Origin of the sequence: Streptomyces sp. NPDC005408 (assembly GCF_040606445.1) — a bacterium.
Classification (GTDB): domain Bacteria; phylum Actinomycetota; class Actinomycetes; order Streptomycetales; family Streptomycetaceae; genus Streptomyces.
The window spans coordinates 16,810-35,281 of sequence record NZ_JBEXEX010000043.1 but is presented as its reverse complement, the minus strand read 5'-3'; the positions used below and the strand labels follow the sequence as shown (position 1 = coordinate 35,281).

Annotated in this window: 16 protein-coding genes; 6 read left to right on the top strand and 10 right to left on the bottom strand. The window is 70.9% G+C overall.

Annotated elements, in window-relative coordinates; genetic code table 11:
• Positions 1-399 precede the first annotated feature (399 nt).
• The 3 genes from ABZS64_RS29815 to ABZS64_RS29805 are packed head-to-tail and all read right to left on the bottom strand — an operon-like array spanning position 400 to position 5,335.
• A complete protein-coding gene (locus tag ABZS64_RS29815; RefSeq protein ID WP_355836340.1) occupies positions 400-3,921 on the bottom strand; it encodes a 5-oxoprolinase/urea amidolyase family protein in 3,522 nt (1,173 codons plus the stop codon).
• Positions 3,918-4,514: an urea amidolyase associated protein UAAP2 gene (locus tag ABZS64_RS29810; protein WP_355836337.1), complete on the bottom strand. Its 597-nt coding sequence runs from the start codon at positions 4,512-4,514 to the stop codon at positions 3,918-3,920. Before ABZS64_RS29810 ends, ABZS64_RS29815 begins: the two co-directional genes overlap by 4 nt.
• Complete coding sequence (locus ABZS64_RS29805) at positions 4,511-5,335, bottom strand: urea amidolyase associated protein UAAP1 (RefSeq protein WP_355836334.1); 825 nt, start codon at positions 5,333-5,335, stop codon at positions 4,511-4,513. Before ABZS64_RS29805 ends, ABZS64_RS29810 begins: the two co-directional genes overlap by 4 nt.
• A gap of 173 nt (positions 5,336-5,508) precedes the next feature.
• On the opposite strand from ABZS64_RS29805, the gene ABZS64_RS29800 reads away from it, so the two are divergent.
• Positions 5,509-6,147: a helix-turn-helix domain-containing protein gene (locus ABZS64_RS29800; protein ID WP_355836331.1), complete on the top strand. Its 639-nt coding sequence runs from the start codon at positions 5,509-5,511 to the stop codon at positions 6,145-6,147.
• Between the two features lie 408 nt (positions 6,148-6,555).
• On the opposite strand, the gene ABZS64_RS29795 is transcribed toward ABZS64_RS29800, so the two are convergent.
• Positions 6,556-8,091, bottom strand: a complete 1,536-nt coding sequence (locus ABZS64_RS29795) for an amino acid permease (RefSeq protein WP_355836328.1) — start codon at positions 8,089-8,091, stop codon at positions 6,556-6,558.
• A 311-nt stretch (positions 8,092-8,402) separates the two neighbouring features.
• Between ABZS64_RS29795 and ABZS64_RS29790 the strand changes: the two genes are divergently transcribed.
• Positions 8,403-9,629, top strand: coding sequence for a cyclopropane-fatty-acyl-phospholipid synthase family protein (locus ABZS64_RS29790; protein WP_355836413.1), 1,227 nt, complete (start codon positions 8,403-8,405; stop codon positions 9,627-9,629).
• A gap of 26 nt (positions 9,630-9,655) precedes the next feature.
• Here the strand turns inward: ABZS64_RS29790 and ABZS64_RS29785 are convergent, their stop codons facing one another.
• The 3 genes from ABZS64_RS29785 to ABZS64_RS29775 all read right to left on the bottom strand — a co-directional run bounded on the left by ABZS64_RS29785 (position 9,656) and on the right by ABZS64_RS29775 (position 12,428).
• Positions 9,656-11,026 (bottom strand): deoxyribodipyrimidine photo-lyase, encoded by a 1,371-nt coding sequence (locus ABZS64_RS29785; RefSeq protein ID WP_355836325.1) that lies wholly within the window; start codon positions 11,024-11,026, stop codon positions 9,656-9,658.
• 71 nt (positions 11,027-11,097) lie between these two features.
• The gene (locus ABZS64_RS29780) at positions 11,098-11,847 is read right to left on the bottom strand and encodes an anti-sigma factor (RefSeq protein ID WP_355836322.1); all 750 of its coding nucleotides are present in this window, start codon (positions 11,845-11,847) and stop codon (positions 11,098-11,100) included.
• The gene (locus ABZS64_RS29775; protein ID WP_355836319.1) at positions 11,844-12,428 is read right to left on the bottom strand and encodes a sigma-70 family RNA polymerase sigma factor; all 585 of its coding nucleotides are present in this window, start codon (positions 12,426-12,428) and stop codon (positions 11,844-11,846) included. The genes ABZS64_RS29780 and ABZS64_RS29775 overlap by 4 nt, the downstream gene beginning before the upstream one ends.
• Positions 12,429-12,635: 207 nt before the next feature.
• Here ABZS64_RS29775 and ABZS64_RS29770 point away from each other — a divergent pair, with 207 nt between their 5' ends.
• The 3 genes from ABZS64_RS29770 (at position 12,636) to ABZS64_RS29760 (ending at position 15,279) form a co-directional block, all read left to right on the top strand.
• Entirely contained in the window at positions 12,636-13,295 is a 660-nt protein-coding gene (locus ABZS64_RS29770) for a PadR family transcriptional regulator (protein ID WP_355836316.1), read from the top strand.
• 182 nt (positions 13,296-13,477) lie between these two features.
• Positions 13,478-14,503, top strand: a complete 1,026-nt coding sequence (locus ABZS64_RS29765; RefSeq protein WP_355836313.1) for an ATP-binding cassette domain-containing protein — start codon at positions 13,478-13,480, stop codon at positions 14,501-14,503.
• Positions 14,500-15,279 (top strand): ABC transporter permease, encoded by a 780-nt coding sequence (locus ABZS64_RS29760; RefSeq protein ID WP_355836310.1) that lies wholly within the window; start codon positions 14,500-14,502, stop codon positions 15,277-15,279. Before ABZS64_RS29765 ends, ABZS64_RS29760 begins: the two co-directional genes overlap by 4 nt.
• A 6-nt stretch (positions 15,280-15,285) precedes the next feature.
• Here the strand turns inward: ABZS64_RS29760 and ABZS64_RS29755 are convergent, their stop codons facing one another.
• Both ABZS64_RS29755 and ABZS64_RS29750 read right to left on the bottom strand, forming a co-directional pair.
• Positions 15,286-15,765: an ABA4-like family protein gene (locus ABZS64_RS29755; RefSeq protein WP_355836307.1), complete on the bottom strand. Its 480-nt coding sequence runs from the start codon at positions 15,763-15,765 to the stop codon at positions 15,286-15,288.
• A complete protein-coding gene (locus ABZS64_RS29750) occupies positions 15,762-16,718 on the bottom strand; it encodes a hypothetical protein (protein WP_355836304.1) in 957 nt (318 codons plus the stop codon). Before ABZS64_RS29750 ends, ABZS64_RS29755 begins: the two co-directional genes overlap by 4 nt.
• A 109-nt stretch (positions 16,719-16,827) precedes the next feature.
• Here ABZS64_RS29750 and ABZS64_RS29745 point away from each other — a divergent pair, with 109 nt between their 5' ends.
• Complete coding sequence (locus ABZS64_RS29745) at positions 16,828-17,580, top strand: MerR family transcriptional regulator (protein WP_355836301.1); 753 nt, start codon at positions 16,828-16,830, stop codon at positions 17,578-17,580.
• Between the two features lie 30 nt (positions 17,581-17,610).
• Here the strand turns inward: ABZS64_RS29745 and ABZS64_RS29740 are convergent, their stop codons facing one another.
• The gene (locus tag ABZS64_RS29740; protein ID WP_355836298.1) at positions 17,611-18,453 is read right to left on the bottom strand and encodes a siderophore-interacting protein; all 843 of its coding nucleotides are present in this window, start codon (positions 18,451-18,453) and stop codon (positions 17,611-17,613) included.
• Positions 18,454-18,472 lie beyond the last annotated feature (19 nt).

Below are 18,472 nucleotides of genomic sequence, written 5' to 3'. Positions count from 1 at the left end.
ACAAGCCGGAACGGCGCACCCGGGGTCGTTCAGCGAGGCGGCGGACGCGCAGGGGTCGTGTTCTGGACGTAAAGCGGCGCAGCTCGCGCGAAGCGCGGTGAGGAAAGCAGTCCAGGACACGAGCCCCGAAGCGGCCCCAGACGGCAACCAACGCGGCCCCGGGCAAGCCCGAAACCCGCACCCCGAACCACCGCGCCCCGCGGAGCGGGCATGCCCGAAACCCGCACCCCGGCCGACGGCGCCCGGCGGAGCGGGCAAGCCCGAAACCCGCACCCTGAACCACCGCGCCCCGCGGAGCGGGCATGCCCGAAACCCGCACCCCGGCCGACGGCGCCCGGCGGAGCGGGCGAGCCCGGAACCCGCGCCCCGGACCGCTGCCCGCAGGGTGTTGGGGGCCGGTCAACTCTCCACCGGGGTGAGGATCAGCAGTGGCGTGCCCGCTTCCACCTGGGTGCCGGAGGTGACCAGGAACTGGGTGATCACGCCCGGCGACGGCGCGCAGACGCGGGATTCCATCTTCATGGCCTCCAGGGTCAGCAGCGCGTCCCCCGTGGCGACCTCCGTGCCCTCCGTCACGTTCAGCTGCCAGACGGAAGCCGCGAATTCGGCCTCCACCACCCGGCCGCCCGGCGGGATGTCCAGTTCCGCGCGAGGAGCCGGGAGCTCGGCAGCCCCCTCCGTGCGGGCGAATTCGCCCGACGCCTCCCACGCGGCGCGTTCCTCGGCGAAGGCGCGGGCCTGGCGGGCGCGGAACGACGCGATCGCCGCCGCGTTCTCGGCGAGGAAGTCCTGGTAGTCCGCGAGGGAGAAGACGCCCTTCTCGATGCGGGGCGTGAAGCGGCCGGCCGCCATGTCCGCGCGGAGCTCGAGGAGTTCGTCCGCGCCGACCGGATACCACGTGATCCGGTCGAAGAAGCGCAGCAGCCACGGGCGTTCCTGCCAGCGGGACCACACCTGGGTCGTACGGCCCACGAACTGGTAGCCGCCCGGGCCCTCCATCCCGTACACGCACAGATACGCGCCCCCGATGCCGACCGAGTTCTCCGCGGTCCAGGTTCTCGCCGGGTTGTACTTCGTGGTCACCAGGCGATGGCGTGGGTCGAGCGGCGTGGCGACCGGCGCGCCCAAGTAGACGTCGCCCAGGCCCAGTACGAGATATTCGGCGTCGAACACCGTCCTGTAGACGTCGTCCACCGAGTCGAGACCGTTGACGCGGCGGATGAACTCGATGTTCCACGGGCACCAGGGCGCATCGTCCCGTACGCCCGCCATATAGCGGGCGATCGCCTCGCGCGTCGCCGGATCGTCCCAGGAGAGCGGGAGATGCACGGTTCGGGATGGCACCACCAGGGCGTCTGTGGGAGGGAGTTCGGACTCGATGCGGGTCAGGACCCCCAGCAGGGTCTGCTGGGGCAGCACCGAGGGGTCCGTGTGGATCTGGAGCGAGCGGATGCCGGGCGTCAGATCCACCACGCCCGCAAGCCCCTCCGCCTCGACAGCCTCCGCGAGTGCGTGGACCCGCATCCGCAGGGCGAGGTCCAACTGCATCTCGCCGTACTCGACCAGGACGTTGTCGTCTCCGCTGCGGCGGTACGTCACCGAATCGCCCCGCCCCAGAATCCCGCCGTCGACGATGACCGGACGCTCGTCGCCCTCGACGGTCACGGGCAGGAACCTGACCGTGTCGCCGGGGCGCAGCTGGCCGAGCTTCCAGCGTTCGGACGTCAGGATCGTCGCCGGGCAGACGAAGCCCCCGAGCGAGGGGCCGTCCGGCCCGAGCAGGACCGGCATGTCACCGGTGTAGTCGACCGCCCCGACCGAGTACGGAGTGTCGTGGATGTTGGAGGGGTGCAGGCCCGCCTCGCCGCCGTCCGCACGTGCCCAGCGCGGCTTCGGCCCGATCAGCCGTACGCCCGTCCGCGCGGAGTTGAAGTGGACCTTCCATTCGGCGGCGTAGAAGTCATGGATGTCCTCCTCCGTGAAGAACTCCGGTGCGGCGTGCGGGCCTTCGGCGACCGCGATGTGCCACTCCTCGCCGAACGCGGGACGGTCGCCGGGCGGGACCGCCCCACCCCGTGCTGTGGCGGAGCAGCCGTGCAGGACATCCCCGGTGCGCAGCTCCCGGCCCCCGTGGCCGCCGAAGCGGCCCAGGGTGAACGTCGCCGTGCTGCCGAGGAAGCCGGGGACATCCAGACCGCCTGCGAACAGGACATAGGTGCGCAGGCCCCGGTCCGCGGGGGCGCCGACTGCCAGCGACGAGCCGGCCGGGACGGTGAACGGCTCCCACTGCGGCGCCGGCTGGCCGTCCACCGTGACCGGCGCGGGCGTGCCCGTGACGCAGACGGTCGTCGCCTGCGTGAAGCGCAGCGTCGGCCCCTGAAGCGTGCACTCCAGGCCCGGCGCGCCCTCGTCGTTGCCCAGCGCCCGGTTGCCGAGGCGGAAGGAGAGGTCGTCCATCGGCCCGGACGGCGGGACGCCGACCTGCCAGTAGCCCGTGCGGCCCGGCCAGTCCTGCACGGTGGTGAGCGTCCCGGCGGCCATGACTTCGATACGAGGCGTGGGGTCGGCGATCGTCGCCAGCGTCGCGGTCGTGTGCCCGGCGGCCCGCACGGACGCGTCCGCGAGCGCGGCCCGCACCAGGCCCAGGTTCGTCTCGATGCCGTCGACGCGCGTCGCGGCCAGCGCGGCGTCGAGGCGGGCGAAGGCGTCGGCGCGATCGGTTCCGTACGCCACCACTTTGGCCAGCATCGGGTCGTACGACGTCGTCACCTCCGTCCCCGTCTCGATCCACGCGTCGACGCGTACGTCCCCGGGGAAGGACACCCGGGTCAGCAGCCCGGCGCTCGGGCGGTGGTCGCGGCTCGGGTCCTCGGCGTAGACGCGTGCCTCGACGGCGTGGCCGCTCGGTGTGCCCGGCTCCCGTACGACGGACGTGTCGCCCTGGGCGAGACGCAGCATCCACTCGACGAGATCGACCCCGTAGATCTCCTCGGTGACGGGATGCTCCACCTGGAGACGGGTGTTGACCTCCAGGAAGTACGCCTCCTCGCGAGCCGCGTCGTACACGAACTCGACGGTGCCGGCCGAGCGGTAGCCGACCGATGCGCACAACTGCTCGGCGGATACCGCCAGTTGGCTGCGTACGGAAGCGGGCAGGCCCGGCGCCGGTGCTTCTTCGAGCACCTTCTGGTTGCGGCGCTGGAGCGAGCAGTCCCGGTCGCCGAAGGTGACCACACGGCCCTGTCCGTCGCCGAAGACCTGCACTTCGACATGGCGGGCGTGCTCGACGAGGCGTTCCAGGAAGACCCCGGCCGATGAGAAGGAGGCCGCGGCGACCCGCTGCACCCGCTCCCACGCGTCCGCGAGACCGTCGGCGTCGTACACGGCCTGCATGCCGATGCCTCCGCCTCCGCCGGTCGCCTTGAGCATGACCGGGTAGCCGATGCCGTCGGCGGCCGCCAGCGCGGCGGCGACATCGGGCAGCAGGCCGGTGCCGGGGGCCAGGGGAACGCCAGCGGCCTCGGCAGCGGCCCGTGCGGTGTGCTTCGCGCCGAAGAGCTCCAGCTGCTCGGCGGTCGGTCCGACGAAGACGATCCCCGCGTCCTCGCAGCGGCGCGCGAAGGCGGCGTCCTCGGACAGGAAGCCGTAGCCGGGGTGGATGGCTCCCGCGCCGGTGTCCTTCGCGGCCTTGAGTACGAGATCGGCGTCGAGGTACGACTCCTTGGCGGGCGCGGGGCCCAGCCGCACCGCTTCGTCGGCGAGGCGCACATGGGGCGCGGAGCGGTCGGGATCGGAGAAGACGGCGACGGTACGCAGGCCGAGGCGGCGGGCCGTGCGGATGATGCGTACGGCGATCTCGCCCCGGTTGGCGACGAGCAGCGTGTCGAATGCGGGCGCCGCGTCGGTCATTGCGGCCGTCATGCGGTGGCCTCGCTGATCGTCATCTCGACAGCGGTCGGCTCGAAGCCGTTGCAAGGGTTGTTGATCTGCGGGCAGTTGGAGACGAGCACGAGGACGTCGGTCTCGGCGCGCAGGGCGACGCGCAGGCCGGGCGCGGATATGCCGTCCACAATGCCGAGGGTGCCGTCCTTCTCGACGGGGACGTTCATGTACCAGTTGATGTTGGAGACCAGATCCCCCTTTCCGAGTCCGTAACGCGCCCCCTCCGCCAGGAAGTTGTCGACGCAGGCGTGCTGGGACCAGGTGTGGTGCCCGTAGCGCAGGGTGTTGGACTCCTTGGAGCAGGCGCCGCCCAGCGTGTCGTGGCGGCCGCAGGTGTCCTCGGTGACCGTCATCAGCGGCGTGTGCTCGTTCGACATCAGCACGCTGCCGGTGGTGAGGAAGATGTTCCCCTGGGCGTGGACGGTGTCCGGGGCGCTGTAGCGGACGGTGGTGTCGTGGGCGTCGTAGACGAGGAAGTCCACGGCCTGGTTGCCGTGCAGATCGGTGATCGTGAGCCGCGCTCCCTTGTGGATGACGGCGGACCAGGCGGCGCGTGCGGGTACGACGGTCATGACTGCCCCCTCGCGGCAAGGAACTCGGTGGTGTTGAGGAAGGCGCGGCGGCCTTCGGGGCAGGCGTCCCACATGGGATCGCCGGGGCGGGTGGGTGCGGCCCGCCAGGCGAGGACCTCCAGCGGGGTGCTGGTGTAGCCGGGACGCGGGTCGAGGGGATGCGGGACGTTCGCGATCAGCACGATCAGGTCCTGCTCGGCGCGGAGGGTGACGGATGCGGCGGGGCCGGCGGAGCCGGTGAAGTCGAGGGCGCCGTCGTCGCGTACCTCCACGCCCTGGAAGAAGGAGACCGAGGGCGGGAGATCGCGCGGCTCCAGGCCGTTCTTGAGCGCGGCGAGCTTGAGCAGCTCGCGGCCTGCCGGGGAGTCGGACTGGGGTGTGCCGTCCCCGTATCGCTCGGTGTTGCGTACGAGGGTGGAGGTACCGCAGAGGGCGTCGTGGCGGCCGCCGGTGTCGCCGATCAGGGTCGCCAGTACGCGGCCCTGGTCGGAGAGGAGCAGCCGGCCGGCGCGGAGGTAGGCGTTCCACTGGACCTTGACCGTGTCCGCGGCGTTGAGGCGCTCCCAGGGGCGGCCGTCGGCATGGAGGGTCAGATGGGCGCAGGCGTCGCCGTACGGATCGGTCATGCGCAGCTCTGTGCCGCGGGCGAGGACGCGGTGCGTGTAGTTGCCGCCCGCCACGGTCTCGGCCCACACCAGATGTCCGGCCTCGCACGGCGGCTCCGGCCAGTCGGTGGCCGGCACCACCGGCATGGCCTCGGCGCGGGCGCCGTCCTGGGCGCGGGCGTGGTCGCGGGCTCCGTATGTCGTCGCGGTGGCCATGGCGGTGTGCCTCCTCCGGCTCTCGGCTGGTATGTCTGGCTATTTCTGTCGCCTGACAGAAATTAGAGGGAGGGGGAGTCCTGGCGATTGCCCGGCCATTGCCGGACCGTTACGGAACGCTCACCGTGATCTTGGGGGAATCGCAGCGCCGGGCGTGTGCGACGATCGGCTTTATGGGCACCACCACGGGACGACGGGTCGGCAGGCCGCGCGCGACGCAGCGGCCGGACAGCGGGATGTCCGCACGGGACGAACTCCTTCTGGCCGCCGCGGAGTTGTTCACGACACGCGGGTACGCGGCGACGACGACGCGGGCGGTCGCCGAGAGTGCGGGAATGCGGCAGGCGACGATGTACCACTACTTCACCGGCAAGGAGGACCTGCTGGCGGAGCTCCTCGAGTCGACGGTCACGCCTTCCCTGACCCTCGCGCGCCGCCTCCTGGCCGAGGAAGGGCGCCCGGCGGAGGACCGCCTGTGGGAACTGTGCCGCTCGGACGTGGAACTGCTGTGCCAGGGTCCGCACAACCTGGGCGCGCTGTACCTGCTGCCGGAGGTACAGGGCGAACGCTTCGCACGCTTCCACGGGGTGCGGGCGGACCTGAAGGCGGCGTACGGGAAACTCCTGGCGGCGACGGCGGCAGGGTCGGAACTGTCGCGCGTCGAGCGTGCGCTGCGCACGGACCTGGTGTTCGGCCTGATCGAAGGCGTGATCCTGATCCACAGGGGCACCCCGGGCCGCGCGGTGGCGGGTCTGGCGGGCGCGATGGCGGACGCGGCACTGCGAATCGCGGGAGCCATGCGGGACGCCTGACGGCGGGGGGCCTTGGCAGGGTGACCGGGTCCGGGGCGCGGGTCGCTGCGGGGCGCGGTGGTTCGGGGTGCGGGTTTCGGGCTTGCCCGGGGCCGCGTTGGTTGCCGTCTGGGGCCGCTTCGGGGCTCGTGTCCTGGACTGCCTGCGCGTCCCCCTGCTCGCTGAACGAGCCCCGTGCACCCGGCACGCCGCACTGCAGGGCGGATGGCGCGATTTCCCTGCGGCGCGAAGCTGCCCCCGGGGGTGTGGGGGCGTCAGTCCCCACCGGTCCCGTCAGGGTTTCGGGAAGGGGCGGGGTGGGGGACAAAACCACCCCGCACCGCCCCGTCACCCCGCCGGTTCCCCCGTCCCGGCGCCAGACGGGCCCGTGCCGGGGCCGGTGGCTCAGCCCGGGAGCGCCGGAGCTGGTCACTGCTCCGGCGTCGAGTGCACCCGTCGGGCCCTCCGTACCCGGTACACGGCTCCGAGGCCCACCGTCGCTCCCAGGAACAGCACCGTGAACCACTGGAAGTACCAGTGACCGCCCGACGGGTCGTACACCGATGCCCGGGGCCAGGCCAGGTTCACCGTCATCAGGAGGCCGTACGTCAGCGCAAGCACGTTGATCGGCAGGCCCCAGCGGCCCAGGGAGAAGAGCGGGCGGCCCGTCTCGTCCGGTTCGGCGGTGGTGCGGGGCCATTCGCCGCGCAGGCGGCGTAGCAGCATCGGGCCCGTGACCATCGCGTATGCGAGGTAGAGCATCGCGATGCAGGTCGTGCCGATGGCCAGGAACGCCTCGGGCGACGCCAGGTTGAGCAGGCCGAGCGCCGCCGCCGCGATGCCGACCGTGAGGGCCGTGGCGGCGGGCATGCCCGTGCGGGGGGAGACCTTCGACAGGCCGCGGGAGAAGGGCAGTTCGCCGTCGCGGGCCATCGAGAAGAGCATCCGCGAACCCGCCGTCTGGATCGCGAGCGTGGCCACGGCGATCGCGACGACCACGTCCGCGAGCAGCGCCTTGCCGACCCCGTCGCCGAGGCTGCTGGTGAGGACGTAGGAGAGGCCCTCGGTGGCCAGGCGGCCGTCGGTCAGGCTCGGTGCGGCCAGGATGCCGCCGAGCAGGAGCAGGCCGCCGAGCGCGCCGGCCGCGGCCAGGGCCAGCAGGATCGTGCGGGGCGCGGTGCGGCGCGGGGCGTGGGTCTCCTCGCTGAGTTCGCCCGCGCTGTCGAAGCCGATCAGTACGTACGCCGCCGTGAACGAGCCGACCAGCAGCGCGCCGATGGCTCCGCCCTGGCCGCCGGTGTGGAGGGTGACGCCCGCGCCGCGTTCGGAGTGGGTGAAGAGCAGGACCACGATCAGTACGGCGCCGATGATCTCCGCGGTGACGCCGATGCGGTTGACCGCCGACATGACCCGGTTGTCGAGCAGATTGACGGCCGTGGTGAGGACCAGCAGGATCACGGCGAGCAGCGCCGCGTTGGCCGCACCCGTCGATGTGGTCGGTGCGGGGTCGCCGCCGACCAGCTGGAAGCCGGACCAGGTCGCGGGCAGGACGACCTGAAGCGCGAGCGCCGCCGCCGCGACCACGACGATCTGGCCGATGACCATGATCCAGCCGGCGAACCAGCCGAAGGCGGGCGTGCTCAGCCGGGTCGACCACTGGTAGATCGCGCCCGACAGCGGGTAGCGGGCGGCGAGTTCGGCGAAGCACGCTGCGACCAGGAGCTGTCCGGCCAGTACCGCGGGCCAGGTCCAGAAGAAGGCCGCGCCGCCGAAGGAGAAGCCGAAGGCGAAGAACTGGAAGACGGTCGTGAGGACGGAGATGAAGGAGAAGCCCGCGGCGAAGGACGCGTACCGCCCCATGCTGCGGTGCAGTTCCTGCCGGTAGCCGAACCCGGCAAGCGCGGCCGAGTCCTGGCCGGACCCGGGAGGTTCGGGCCGTACGTCCGAGGGTGCGGTGGCGGTCATGGCAGCCCCTGTCGCTGTTTCCTGTCGGGTGACAGAAATTAGGGACGGGCTGTTTCGCCTGCGTCACACGTCCATGTCCGTAAGGGGCACAAGTCCTCACCGCTCCCGTCCGCACCGCTCAAGTCCTCATGGCACAAGTCCTCGCGCCGCCAATCCTCTTGGCGCTGCGCACCCCGGAGCCGTTCGCCGAAAGATCCCGCCGGGGACACCAATCCGGCGCCGCCCCCGCGCCGAATGCCCATTGAGGGCGGCGCCACCGTCGCCATGGCCACTGGAATCCGGCCCCAGGAGGGTGTGAATTGAGCGTGTCCATGTCCCCGGCGTCCTGGCGAACCGCATCGGTCGACGCACACAGGTGGCCCGATGTGGCTCGCCTGCCCAAGTACTCCCGGCTGCGCACCGCCGTCGCCGAACGGCTCGTGCGGCATGCGCTCGGCAGGCTGCCGCTCCGCGCGCGCATCGGCGGCGGCGACCCCATCGGCAAGGGCGGCCCCCTGATGGACGTGTACGAACCGGACGCCGTGTTCCAGCGCATCGGCGCCGACGGCCTCGTCGGCTTCGGCGAGTCCTATTTGGCAGGCGAGTGGGAGGCCCGCGATCTCGTCGGTGTGCTGACCGTGCTCGCCGAGCACGCGGCCACCTTCGTTCCCAGGCCGTTCCAGCGGCTGGGCGGAGCCCCGGCGCCCCGGCAGCCCGCCGGGCACCAGGGGCCGCGGCGACCGCACCTGTCCAGCGAGCTGTTGGCGCTCTTCCTCGACGAGACGATGACGTACTCCTCCGCCCTCTTCCGCGGATTCCCCGCCGAGCAGCATCTGTTGGCCGCCGCACAGCACCGCAAGATCGACCGGCTGCTCGACCTCGCCCAGGTCGGCGGCGGCACGCAGCTCCTCGAACTCGGCACCGGCTCGGGTGAGTTGGCCATCAGGGCCGCACAGCGCGGCGCGCGCGTACTGACCGTTGCGCTCTCGCGGGAACAGCAGGAGCTGGCGCGGGTGCGCATCCGCGACGCGGGCCTTCAGGATCGCGTGACCGTCCTGCTGCGCGACTACCGAAGGGTCCTCGGCCGTTTCGACGCGATCGTCAGCGTGGAGATGATCGAGGCGGTCGGCGAGGAGTTCTGGGTGGACTACTTCATGACGCTCGACCGGCTGCTCGCCCCCGGCGGACGCGTTGCCCTCCAGGCGATCACCATGCCGCACGATCGGCTGCCGGACTCATGCGGCACCCGCACCTGGGTCCAGAAGTACATCGTCCCCGGCGGGCCGCTGCCGTCGACCGAGGCGATCGAGCAGATCGTCACCCGTCGCACCGGGCTCACTCTGGCCGAACGGGACGGCTTCGGCCCTCACTACGCCGAGACGCTGCGGCTGTGGCGCCAGCGCTTCGACCAGCATGCCGCCCATGTCGACGCCCTCGGCTTCGACGACACCTTCCGGCGGATGTGGACCTTCTATCTCGCCCACTCCGAGGCGCGCTTCCGCTCGGGCACTCTGGATGTGGAGCAACTGCTGCTCACGAAGGCAGAGTTGGCCGAGTAGGCCGACGGATCGCTCAGGGCTGATGGTCAGTCCACGCCGCGGGCCCGCTCGAACCGGGCCCGCCCCTCCGCGTGGTCCACCAGCGGATCCGGGTAGTCCAGCCGGGCCCGTACGAGCCCGTCCAGAGCCCACGGCTCGTGGACGGCGGGTCCGGCCAGCTCCGCGAGCTCCGGAACCCAGCGGCGTACATAGTCGCCGTCCGGGTCGCACCGCTTGGCCTGTGCGAGCGGATTGAGGACGCGGTTGGGGCGGGTGTCGGTCCCGGTGCCCGCCGCCCACTGCCAGTTGAGCTGGTTGTTGGCGATGTCTCCGTCCACCAGCAGCTCCAGGAAGTGGCGGGCACCGACGCGCCAGTCGACGTACAGCGTCTTGGTGAGATAGCTCGCCGCCAGCAACCGGCCCCGGTTGGGCATCCAGCCCTCGTGCAGCAGTTGGCGCATCGCGGCGTCCACGATCGGGCAGCCGGTGCGGCCCTCCTTCCAGGCGGCGATCTCCTTCTCGTCGCTGCGCCAGTGGTCGTCCCGTCCGCGGTAGTCGGTGTGGGAGGAGTCGGGCCGGGCGGCGAGCACCTGGTGGTGGAAGTCCCGCCAGGCAAGCTGCCGTACGAACGCGTCTGCACCCGGACCGCCCTTGGCGCGGGCCCGTTGGACGACCTCGGTGGCCGAGAGCGTGCCGAAGTGCAGGTGCGGGGAGAGCCGGGAAGTTGCGTCGCCCGGCAGGTCGTTCTGCCGCCTGTCGTACGCGGCGATGCCGTGGCTCTCGTCGGCGAGCCAGGTACGCAGGCGCCGCCTGGCCTCCGCCTCCCCGCCCATGGCCAGCCCCGGCGACACCCCGCTGACCGCGGTGCGCCGGGGCATCGGATGGCCCGCGAGTTCGGGGACGGGCACCGCGCGCGGCGCGGGCAGGGTCTCGCGCAAGCCGGCGGCCTCCCACGCGCGGAAGTACGGCGTGAACACCGCGAAGTGGTCGCGGCCGGTCGGCGTCACCTGCCCCGGCGGCAGCGCGGTGACCACACCGTCATGGACGTGCAGCGCGCACCGGAGCGCCTTCAGGCCCTCGCGCAGCCGCTCCTCCCTGCGCAGCGCGTACGCGCTGACGCCGCCCGCGACATGCACCGAGCGGGCGCCGCTCTCGGTGACCACCCGGCAGACCTGCTCGGTGACATCGCCGGTACGGACCACCAGCCGGCCGCCGCGCTCGCGCAGCCCGGCGTCCAGCGCATGGAGGCAGTCGGCCAGAAACGCCCGCCGGTTGGGCGCGTCGAAGCCCGCCTTCCGTATGCCCCTGTCCAGCACGAACAACGGCACGATCTCGTCTGCCTCGCGCAGTGCGGCACTCAGCGCCGGCTGGTCGTGGAGTCGCAGATCGGAGGTGAAGAGCATGACCGCAACGCTCATGCGGCGTCCTTCCTCGGACGGGGCGTCGGACAGGCAGCGGACAGGGCGTCAGGCAGGCAGCGGACAGGGCACTACGTGGGGAACTGCACCAGGGCCAGCGGGTCGGTGGTCGGCTGGGGCGAGCCGCCCGCCGGTTCGACCGTGATGCCCATGGCCGATGCGGCGTCCACCGGCCCCTCCATCAGTACGGCGTTGTTGGTGACGGCCGGGTCCATCAGTCCGGCCGAGCGCATCTTCCCCCCGTCGGCGAACCAGAGTTGGTAGACCTTGCCCTGCGGCGGCTTGGGCAGCCCCGAGGTCAGGAAGGCCGCCTTGTTCTCGCTGTGCGAGACGACGACCGTGCCGCGCGCACCGCCCGCCAGCTTCGCGCTGCTCACCCGGGCGTCGGGCGCGGCAAGCACGGATGCCAGCTCGTCGGCTTGCTGCTGTGCGCGCTGCGCCGCCTGGCGTGCGTCCTGTGCCTCCTGGTGCTGCCAGACGGAGACCCCGCCAAAGGCGGCGGCAGCGGCGAGGCAGGCCGCGAGTGCGAAGCGCGACATCGTCCGGCTGCGGTGGGCACCGCCGGAGCGGCCCTGACGCGCGATGCGCGGCGGATCCTGGCGCTCGGCGGCGATCCGCCGCAGCACGTGCTGCTTCAGCGCGGGCGGCGGCGTCATGGCCACCGCGAGGCCCAGCTTGCCGACGGTGGCGGCCAGTTCACGCACTTCCTGGGCGCAGGCCGGACACACCTCCAGATGCCGCTCGAACTCGGCACGCTCGTCGGGCGCCAGCGCATGCAGCACATAGGCACCGGTCAGCGTGTGCAGATCAGCGGTGGTCATGCGCTCACCCCCAGGCAGTCGCGCAGTCGGATGAGCCCGTCGCGCAGTCGTGTCTTGACCGTGCCGAGCGGCACGGCGAGCAGTTCGGCCACTTCGCGGTAGGCCAGCCCGCGGTAGTACGCGAGCGTCACCGACTGCCGTTGCAGCTCGGTGAGGGTGCGCAGGCAACGGCGTACCTGCTCGCGCTCGAGACGGGCCTCCACCTGTTCGGTGACCTCGTCGTAGGCGGGCGTCTGCTCCAGCAGCGCCGCCCTGCGTTCGCGGTCGGTGGCCGCCTGCGCCGACCGGACCCGGTCGACGGCGCGGCGGTGCGCGAGCGTGAGGATCCAGGTCATCGCCGATCCGCGGGACGGCTGGAAGCGCGCCGAGCTGCGCCATACCTCGATCAGCACTTCCTGGGTCACCTCCTCGGACTGGGCCGGGTCGCGCAGCACTGCGCGCACCAGCCCCAGGACCGGACCGCAAACAGCGTCGTACAGGCGGGAGAAGGCCTCCTGGTCCCCACGGGCGACCAGTCCGAGCAGCTGTTGCAGATCGGGTCCCGCCGAAGCGGGGCCGCCGATGTGTACGGCTTCTTTCACGCGGCTTTCCTCCACTGTGCGGGCATGTAAGTCCGGACAGGATTTCACCAGGCATTCGGAGCCCGTGGGGCGGTGGATTGGTCGGGATCCGCAGATGGTCGCACGCACGGTTCCCGACACCTCGCAGATTCGCGATATGTCGTGGTTGACGAGGGGTGTGTCTCGCGATATATTCGGTCACGAGTATTCGGGAGCGAGGTGATCGGAATGGCGGCCAAACGGCGCAGGCTCAGCAACCCGCTGGCGCTCGTGGTCATGGTGCTGCTCTCCGAGCGGGCCATGCATCCGTACGAGATCGCGCAGACGATCCGCCAGCGCGGCAAGGAGAACAGCGTCAAGGTCAACTTCGGCTCCCTCTACACGGTCGTGCAGAACCTCGAAAAGCACGGCCTGGTCGAGGTCACCGATGTGCAGCGGCAGGGCAACCGGCCCGAGCGCACGCTCTACGGCATCACCGAGGCCGGACGAGCGGAGATGGCTGAGTGGCTGTCCGATCTGCTCGCTGTGCCCGCCCGCGAGTACCCGCTCTTCGAAACCGCGCTCTCGCTCATGGCCATCCTGCCGCCCGACGACGTCATGTCGCTGCTCACGGACCGGCTCGCGACTCTGGACGTCCAGATCGCCTCCGCCCGTGGCGGGCTTCAGATGCTGTACGGCACGCTGCCCCGGATCTTCGTCGTCGAGAACGAGTACCAGCTCCACATGCTCGAGGCGGAGGCGGAGTGGATCCGCGGCTTCCTCAAGGAGGTCGAGCACGGCACCTACCAGGGTGTCGCGGAGTGGCGGACCTTCCACGAGACCGGTGAACTGCCCCCGGAATTCATGGAACCTCAAGCGAGAGCCGAGGGCCGCGCCACGGATACGTAAACAGAAAAGACCCCGGCGGTCGCTGTTGGAGCAGCTCCCGCCAGGGTCTCGAACCCCGGACCGGACCCGCCGAGAAGGCAGACCGGGCGATCGAGGTGCGGCACACCCAGGATAGCCCGACGCTCTTCCCGCGGTTCGGCTCGGCATACCCGAGAACCGACAACCCCGAGGAGAGCTCCGTCATGAGCACCCCTGTGCCCGCTGTCGAGGCGCGGCAACTGATCAAGACCTACCCCGGCGATGTCACCGCGCTGCGCGGCATGGACCTCACCGTCGAGATCGGCACGGTCTTCGGACTGCTCGGCCCCAACGGGGCGGGCAAGTCCACCACTGTCAAGATCCTCACCACACTGGCCAGGCCCGACAGTGGCAGCGCCGCCGTCGCGGGCCACGACGTGCTGCGCCACCCCGACCGGGTGCGCCGCTCCATCGGCGTCGTCGCGCAGAAGTCCGGCGCCGACCCCGTTGCCACCGGCCGGGAGAACCTTCTGCTCCAGGGCAGGCTGTACGGGCTCGGCGGCGCCGCGCTCAACCGCCGCGTCGATGAGCTGCTGGCCCGCTTCGACCTCATCGGCGCCGCGAAGCGCCAGGTCAGGGGATACTCCGGCGGGATGCAGCGCCGCCTGGACGTGGCGCTGGGTCTGGTCCACCGGCCCGAGGTGCTGTTTCTGGACGAGCCGACGACCGGCCTCGACCCCGAATCCCGTACGGCCATGTGGGACGAGATCTCCCGCCTCGCCGGCGACGACGGTCTGACCATCGTCCTCACCACGCACTATCTGGAGGAGGCCGACCGGCTGGCAGAGCGGATCGCGATCGTCGACCGCGGTCGGGTCGTCGTCGAGGGCACGCCCGACGGTCTCAAGGGCGAACTGCGCGGTGACGCCGTGCATCTGGAGCTGCGGGCCGAGGGGGACCGGACGGTTCTCACCGGCGCACTCACGCCGCTGCCGGGCATCCATGAGGTGCTCGTCGACGGCCGCCGGGTCAGCGTCCGCGCCGACGACGGCGCCGCCGCCGTGCCCGTACTGCTCGGCGCACTGGAGCGGGCGGGCGCCGCCGTCGCCGCGGCGACCGTCGCCAGGCCCTCGCTCGACGACGTCTATCTCCGGTACGCGGGACGGCGTTTCGCGGAGGCCGAGTCGGCACCGGAGCAGATCGACACCCAGGACGAGCCCACCCTCGCCGCCGCAGGAGGCACCCGATGAGCACCAACGCAGTGGCCCAGACCTGGTACATGACGCAGCGCCAGCTGGTGGCCGTCGCCCGCCAGCCCGCCTATCTGCTGATGATGCTGATCCAGCCGGCGATCTGGCTGTTCCTCTTCGGCAATCTTTTCAAGCGGATCGTGGAGCTGGGCGGCTTCGGCACCACGACCTATCTCGACTACCTGGTCCCCGGAATCGTGGTGATGAGCGCGCTCAACTCCAGCATGTGGGCCGGGATGGGGACCCTGGAGGAGATCGAGCGCGGCACGCTCAACCGCTTCCTGACCACGCCCGTGAGGCGCAGCGCGCTGATGAACGCCAATGTCGTGCAGAACGGCATCTCCACCGCTCTGCAGTCCGTGATCATCGTGCTGCTCGGCCTGGCCGGCGGAGCGGAGTATCCGGGCGGCGTGGCCGGGATCGCGGTCCTCGTTCTCGCCTCGGTACTGCTGGGCGCGGTCTTCGGCGCGTTCTCCAACGCGGTGGGCATGCTGGTCCGCCAGCGTGAGTCGATCATCGGCATCAACACCTTCCTGCTGCTGCCGCTGACCTTCCTCTCCTCGGCCTTCATGGCTCCGAGCCAGATGCCGTCCTGGATGGCCCGAATCGCCGACTTCAACCCGGTCAACTGGGCCATGGTGGCGGGCCGTTCGGCGCTGGCCGCCGATCCGGACTGGAGTGATGTGCTCACTCGCGGGGGAGCACTCCTGGTGCTCACCGTCGTGGCGGTCTGGCTGTCGACCCGCGCCCTTCGCTCGTACCAGAAGTCGGTCTGACCACCCTTAGGACGACAGCGGTTGTACGGAACGGCCGCCGGCCCCGGCCCGGTCCCCGATGCCCTTCGCGGACCGGGCATTCGCCGCGCGCAGCGCCAGGAAGACCAGCAGCCCGATCGGTGAGAGCAGGATCGTCAGCACCAGCAGCGGGCCCATCACAAGCGGGTGGATCCCCAGCCGGCGCGCCTGCAGGAACATCCACTGGCCCAGCAGCAGATCCCATGCGATGACCTGCGCCCAGACGGCTCCCGCGCCGTTCGCGAGGGCTGCCAGATCCTGGAATCCGTCGAGGGACGGGCTGCTCACGGCCGCCCAGAGTTCGGGAAAGACGGGAATCGCCATGGTCAGGTAGACGACCAGGATCGGTATGACGGTCAGTGGCGAGGCCGCGATCCTGGCTGTGGGGCGCCAGTTGGGCGCGAAGATCATCAGCAGCCAGACGGGGGCGGCCAGATAGAAGGACAGGTCGAAGAGAAATTCAGTCATGTCACGAGCTCCTTCTCGGTGTCGTCTGCCGTGCGGGGCACGGACGTTGTACGCAGCGCGACGAGCGATCCGGCTGCCGCGGCGAGGAGGATCGCTGCCGCGGAGGTGAGAGTCGCGCCGTCCGGGCGGATCAGGGCCTGGCCGCGCAGCGCCTGCCAGGTGACGAGGGCGACCACGGCCGCGTACACGCCGGAGGCCACGAGCACGAGCCGCAGGCGTACGCGCTCTTCGCGCAGCCGGGCGAAGCGCGGTGCCAGGGCGATCAGGGCGAGCAGGAAAAGCGGGATCAGCTGAAGGGCATGCATCCCGACGAAGTGCGGGATGCGCAGATCGCCGCCGGTCGTCGACCAGCCCGTGACCGGCATGGAGGGGCCGCCCTCCGGTACGCCGACATTGTGGGAACCGATGACCTTGGCGAGGTTGCCCTCTGCTCGCTGCTCGGGAGTGCGGCGCGTCATCAGATTGCCGAGCCCGGCTCCCACCAGGGCGATGGCCACGCCGAGCCGCATCGCCCAGGCGGCAGGGCGGTCGGCGAGCCGTGAGCGGAACAGCAGGAACGCGATCACCATCGAGCTCACCCAGAGGGCGATGATCGTGATGCCCATGATGTTGAACAGCAAGGTGTCGAAGGCGGTTGCGTAGTTGAAGTGGCTGCGTTTTCCGCGGATCACCTGACCGGTGATGATCACCATCTCGATCGTGCCGGTCAGGGCGACGGCCGTGCCGGCCCACCAGCCCACCCTGTGGCCGCGCGTGGCGATCGAGAGCATCCAGGCCAGCGCCGGCGCGTAGATCATCAGCGAGATCGAGAACTTGAAGGGCTTGAACCAGATCGGCGAGCCGACCAGAACCCGGTCGTCGACGATCATTCCGACGCCCGACACCACCGTCAGTACGGCCATCGACGCGGCGAAGATCATGAGCGGCCGGTGCCAGGAACGCCATGAAGGCATGCGGATCTCCTCCCTCGAGCAGAATGGATAGTGACACCATCTGCTATTCGGGAGTGAAACTATCTATGATGGTTTGTGGCGTTGGCAAGGGCGGAAGGATGAACGGGCAGTGCGCATTGGCGAGTTGAGTCGCAGAACCGGTGTTCCGGTACCGACGATCAAGTACTACATACGGGAAGGTCTGCTCCCTGCCGGGCGGCTGACCAGCCCCAATCAGGCGAGCTACGACGAGACGCACGAGCGCAGGCTCCGGCTGATCCGCGCGCTCCTCGACGTAGGAGGGCTGAAAGTAGCGGCCATCGCGGAGGTCCTCACGGCCGTGGACAACCCCGGTACGTCGGTCCACAAGGTGCTGGGCGTGGCGACGGACCTCATCGTCCCCAGATACGCGGGCGGCGAGCCCGACGCCGAACTGGACGCGGCACGCAAGGAGGTGCGGGAACTGATCGCCCGGCGCGGCTGGCTGACGGACGACGACTCTCCCGCCGGCGAGGCGCTGGCCATGGCGCTCGCCGCGCTGAAGCGGGCGGGGCACGGGGACTTCGCGGAGGTCCTGGACGCCTACGCGGACGCCGCCGAGCAGATCGCGGGAGCCGACCTCGCCTATGTCGCCCGCCGTGCGGGACTGGACGACCTGGTGGAGAGCGCGGTCGTCGGCACGGTGCTCGGGGACAGCCTGATCGCCTCCCTGCGCAGGCTCGCACACGCGGACGGCTCGGCCCGGGTGTACGAGAACGACGACGCCCTGGCGGACAGCACGCCCCGGGCGGAGGACAAGACCCGCGGCGACGGCAAGGCTCGGGACGGTCTCAAGACCCGTGCGGGCCGCGGGAGTTCCGGGGACGAGAAGACCCCCGGCTGAAGCAGCCGGGGGTCCGTGGGGCATCGGGCGTCAGGCCACCCGCTCCTGCTCGCGCTCCACCTGCTCGTTCCACTCGCGCTTGACCGCGCGCCACGCCTCGTCGCTCTGGCCGAGCCGCCAGTAGCCGGAGATCGACAGCTGCTCGCGCGGGATCTGCCGGTCCAGGCGCAGATGCCGGCGCAGTTCCTTCACGAACGCCGCCTCGCCGTGGACGAACGCGCAGACGTCGCCCTCGGGGAAGTCCAGCGTCTTCACCGCCGCGATCAGCGGTTCGCCCGCCGGGAGGTTGCCGCGGTGCAGCCAGGTGATCTCGACGCCGTCCGGAGCGACGATCTTCTGCTCCTCCTCCGGGCCCGCGACCTCGACAAAGGCACGGACGACCGCGCCCGACGGCATCGCCTCCAAGGCTGCGGCGACGGCGGGCAGCGCACTCTCGTCGCCGACGAGCAGATGCCAGTCGGCCTCCGGGTCCGGTGCGTAACCGCCGCCCGGGCCGGTGATGCGGATCGTGTCGCCCACCTGCGCCCGCGCCGCCCAGGGACCGGCCAGACCCTCGTCGCCGTGCACCACGAAGTCGACCGTGAGTTCGCCGAGGACCCGGTCCCAGCTTCGTACCGTGTAAGTGCGGTTGGCGGGCCACTGCTCGCGCGGGAACTCCGCACGGATCCGCTCGATGTCGAACGGCTCCGGATAGCTCACGCCCTCGGGCGCGAACAGCAGCTTGATGTAGTGGTCGGTGTAGGCGTCGACGTCGAAACCGGCCAGCCCCTCACCGCCCAGGACGAGGCGCACCATGTGGGGGGTGATCCGCTCGGTACGCACCACCTGCGCCTCGTACGGCTTCGGCGCCTTGCGGGCCGGTCGTTCTGCCACGGTGGTCTCCCTGGGCTCG

Coding starts and splice junctions, on each gene's coding strand:
- ABZS64_RS29770 (WP_355836316.1), top strand. CDS start 12,636: ATGGCGGCCAAACGGCGCAGGCTCAGCAACCCGCTGGCGCTCGTGGTC.
- ABZS64_RS29765 (WP_355836313.1), top strand. CDS start 13,478: ATGAGCACCCCTGTGCCCGCTGTCGAGGCGCGGCAACTGATCAAGACC.
- ABZS64_RS29750 (WP_355836304.1), bottom strand. CDS start 16,718: ATGCCTTCATGGCGTTCCTGGCACCGGCCGCTCATGATCTTCGCCGCG.
- ABZS64_RS29755 (WP_355836307.1), bottom strand. CDS start 15,765: ATGACTGAATTTCTCTTCGACCTGTCCTTCTATCTGGCCGCCCCCGTC.
- ABZS64_RS29760 (WP_355836310.1), top strand. CDS start 14,500: ATGAGCACCAACGCAGTGGCCCAGACCTGGTACATGACGCAGCGCCAG.
- ABZS64_RS29815 (WP_355836340.1), bottom strand. CDS start 3,921: ATGACGGCCGCAATGACCGACGCGGCGCCCGCATTCGACACGCTGCTC.
- ABZS64_RS29795 (WP_355836328.1), bottom strand. CDS start 8,091: ATGACCGCCACCGCACCCTCGGACGTACGGCCCGAACCTCCCGGGTCC.
- ABZS64_RS29785 (WP_355836325.1), bottom strand. CDS start 11,026: ATGAGCGTTGCGGTCATGCTCTTCACCTCCGATCTGCGACTCCACGAC.
- ABZS64_RS29800 (WP_355836331.1), top strand. CDS start 5,509: ATGGGCACCACCACGGGACGACGGGTCGGCAGGCCGCGCGCGACGCAG.
- ABZS64_RS29790 (WP_355836413.1), top strand. CDS start 8,403: ATGTCCCCGGCGTCCTGGCGAACCGCATCGGTCGACGCACACAGGTGG.
- ABZS64_RS29810 (WP_355836337.1), bottom strand. CDS start 4,514: ATGACCGTCGTACCCGCACGCGCCGCCTGGTCCGCCGTCATCCACAAG.
- ABZS64_RS29780 (WP_355836322.1), bottom strand. CDS start 11,847: ATGACCACCGCTGATCTGCACACGCTGACCGGTGCCTATGTGCTGCAT.
- ABZS64_RS29805 (WP_355836334.1), bottom strand. CDS start 5,335: ATGGCCACCGCGACGACATACGGAGCCCGCGACCACGCCCGCGCCCAG.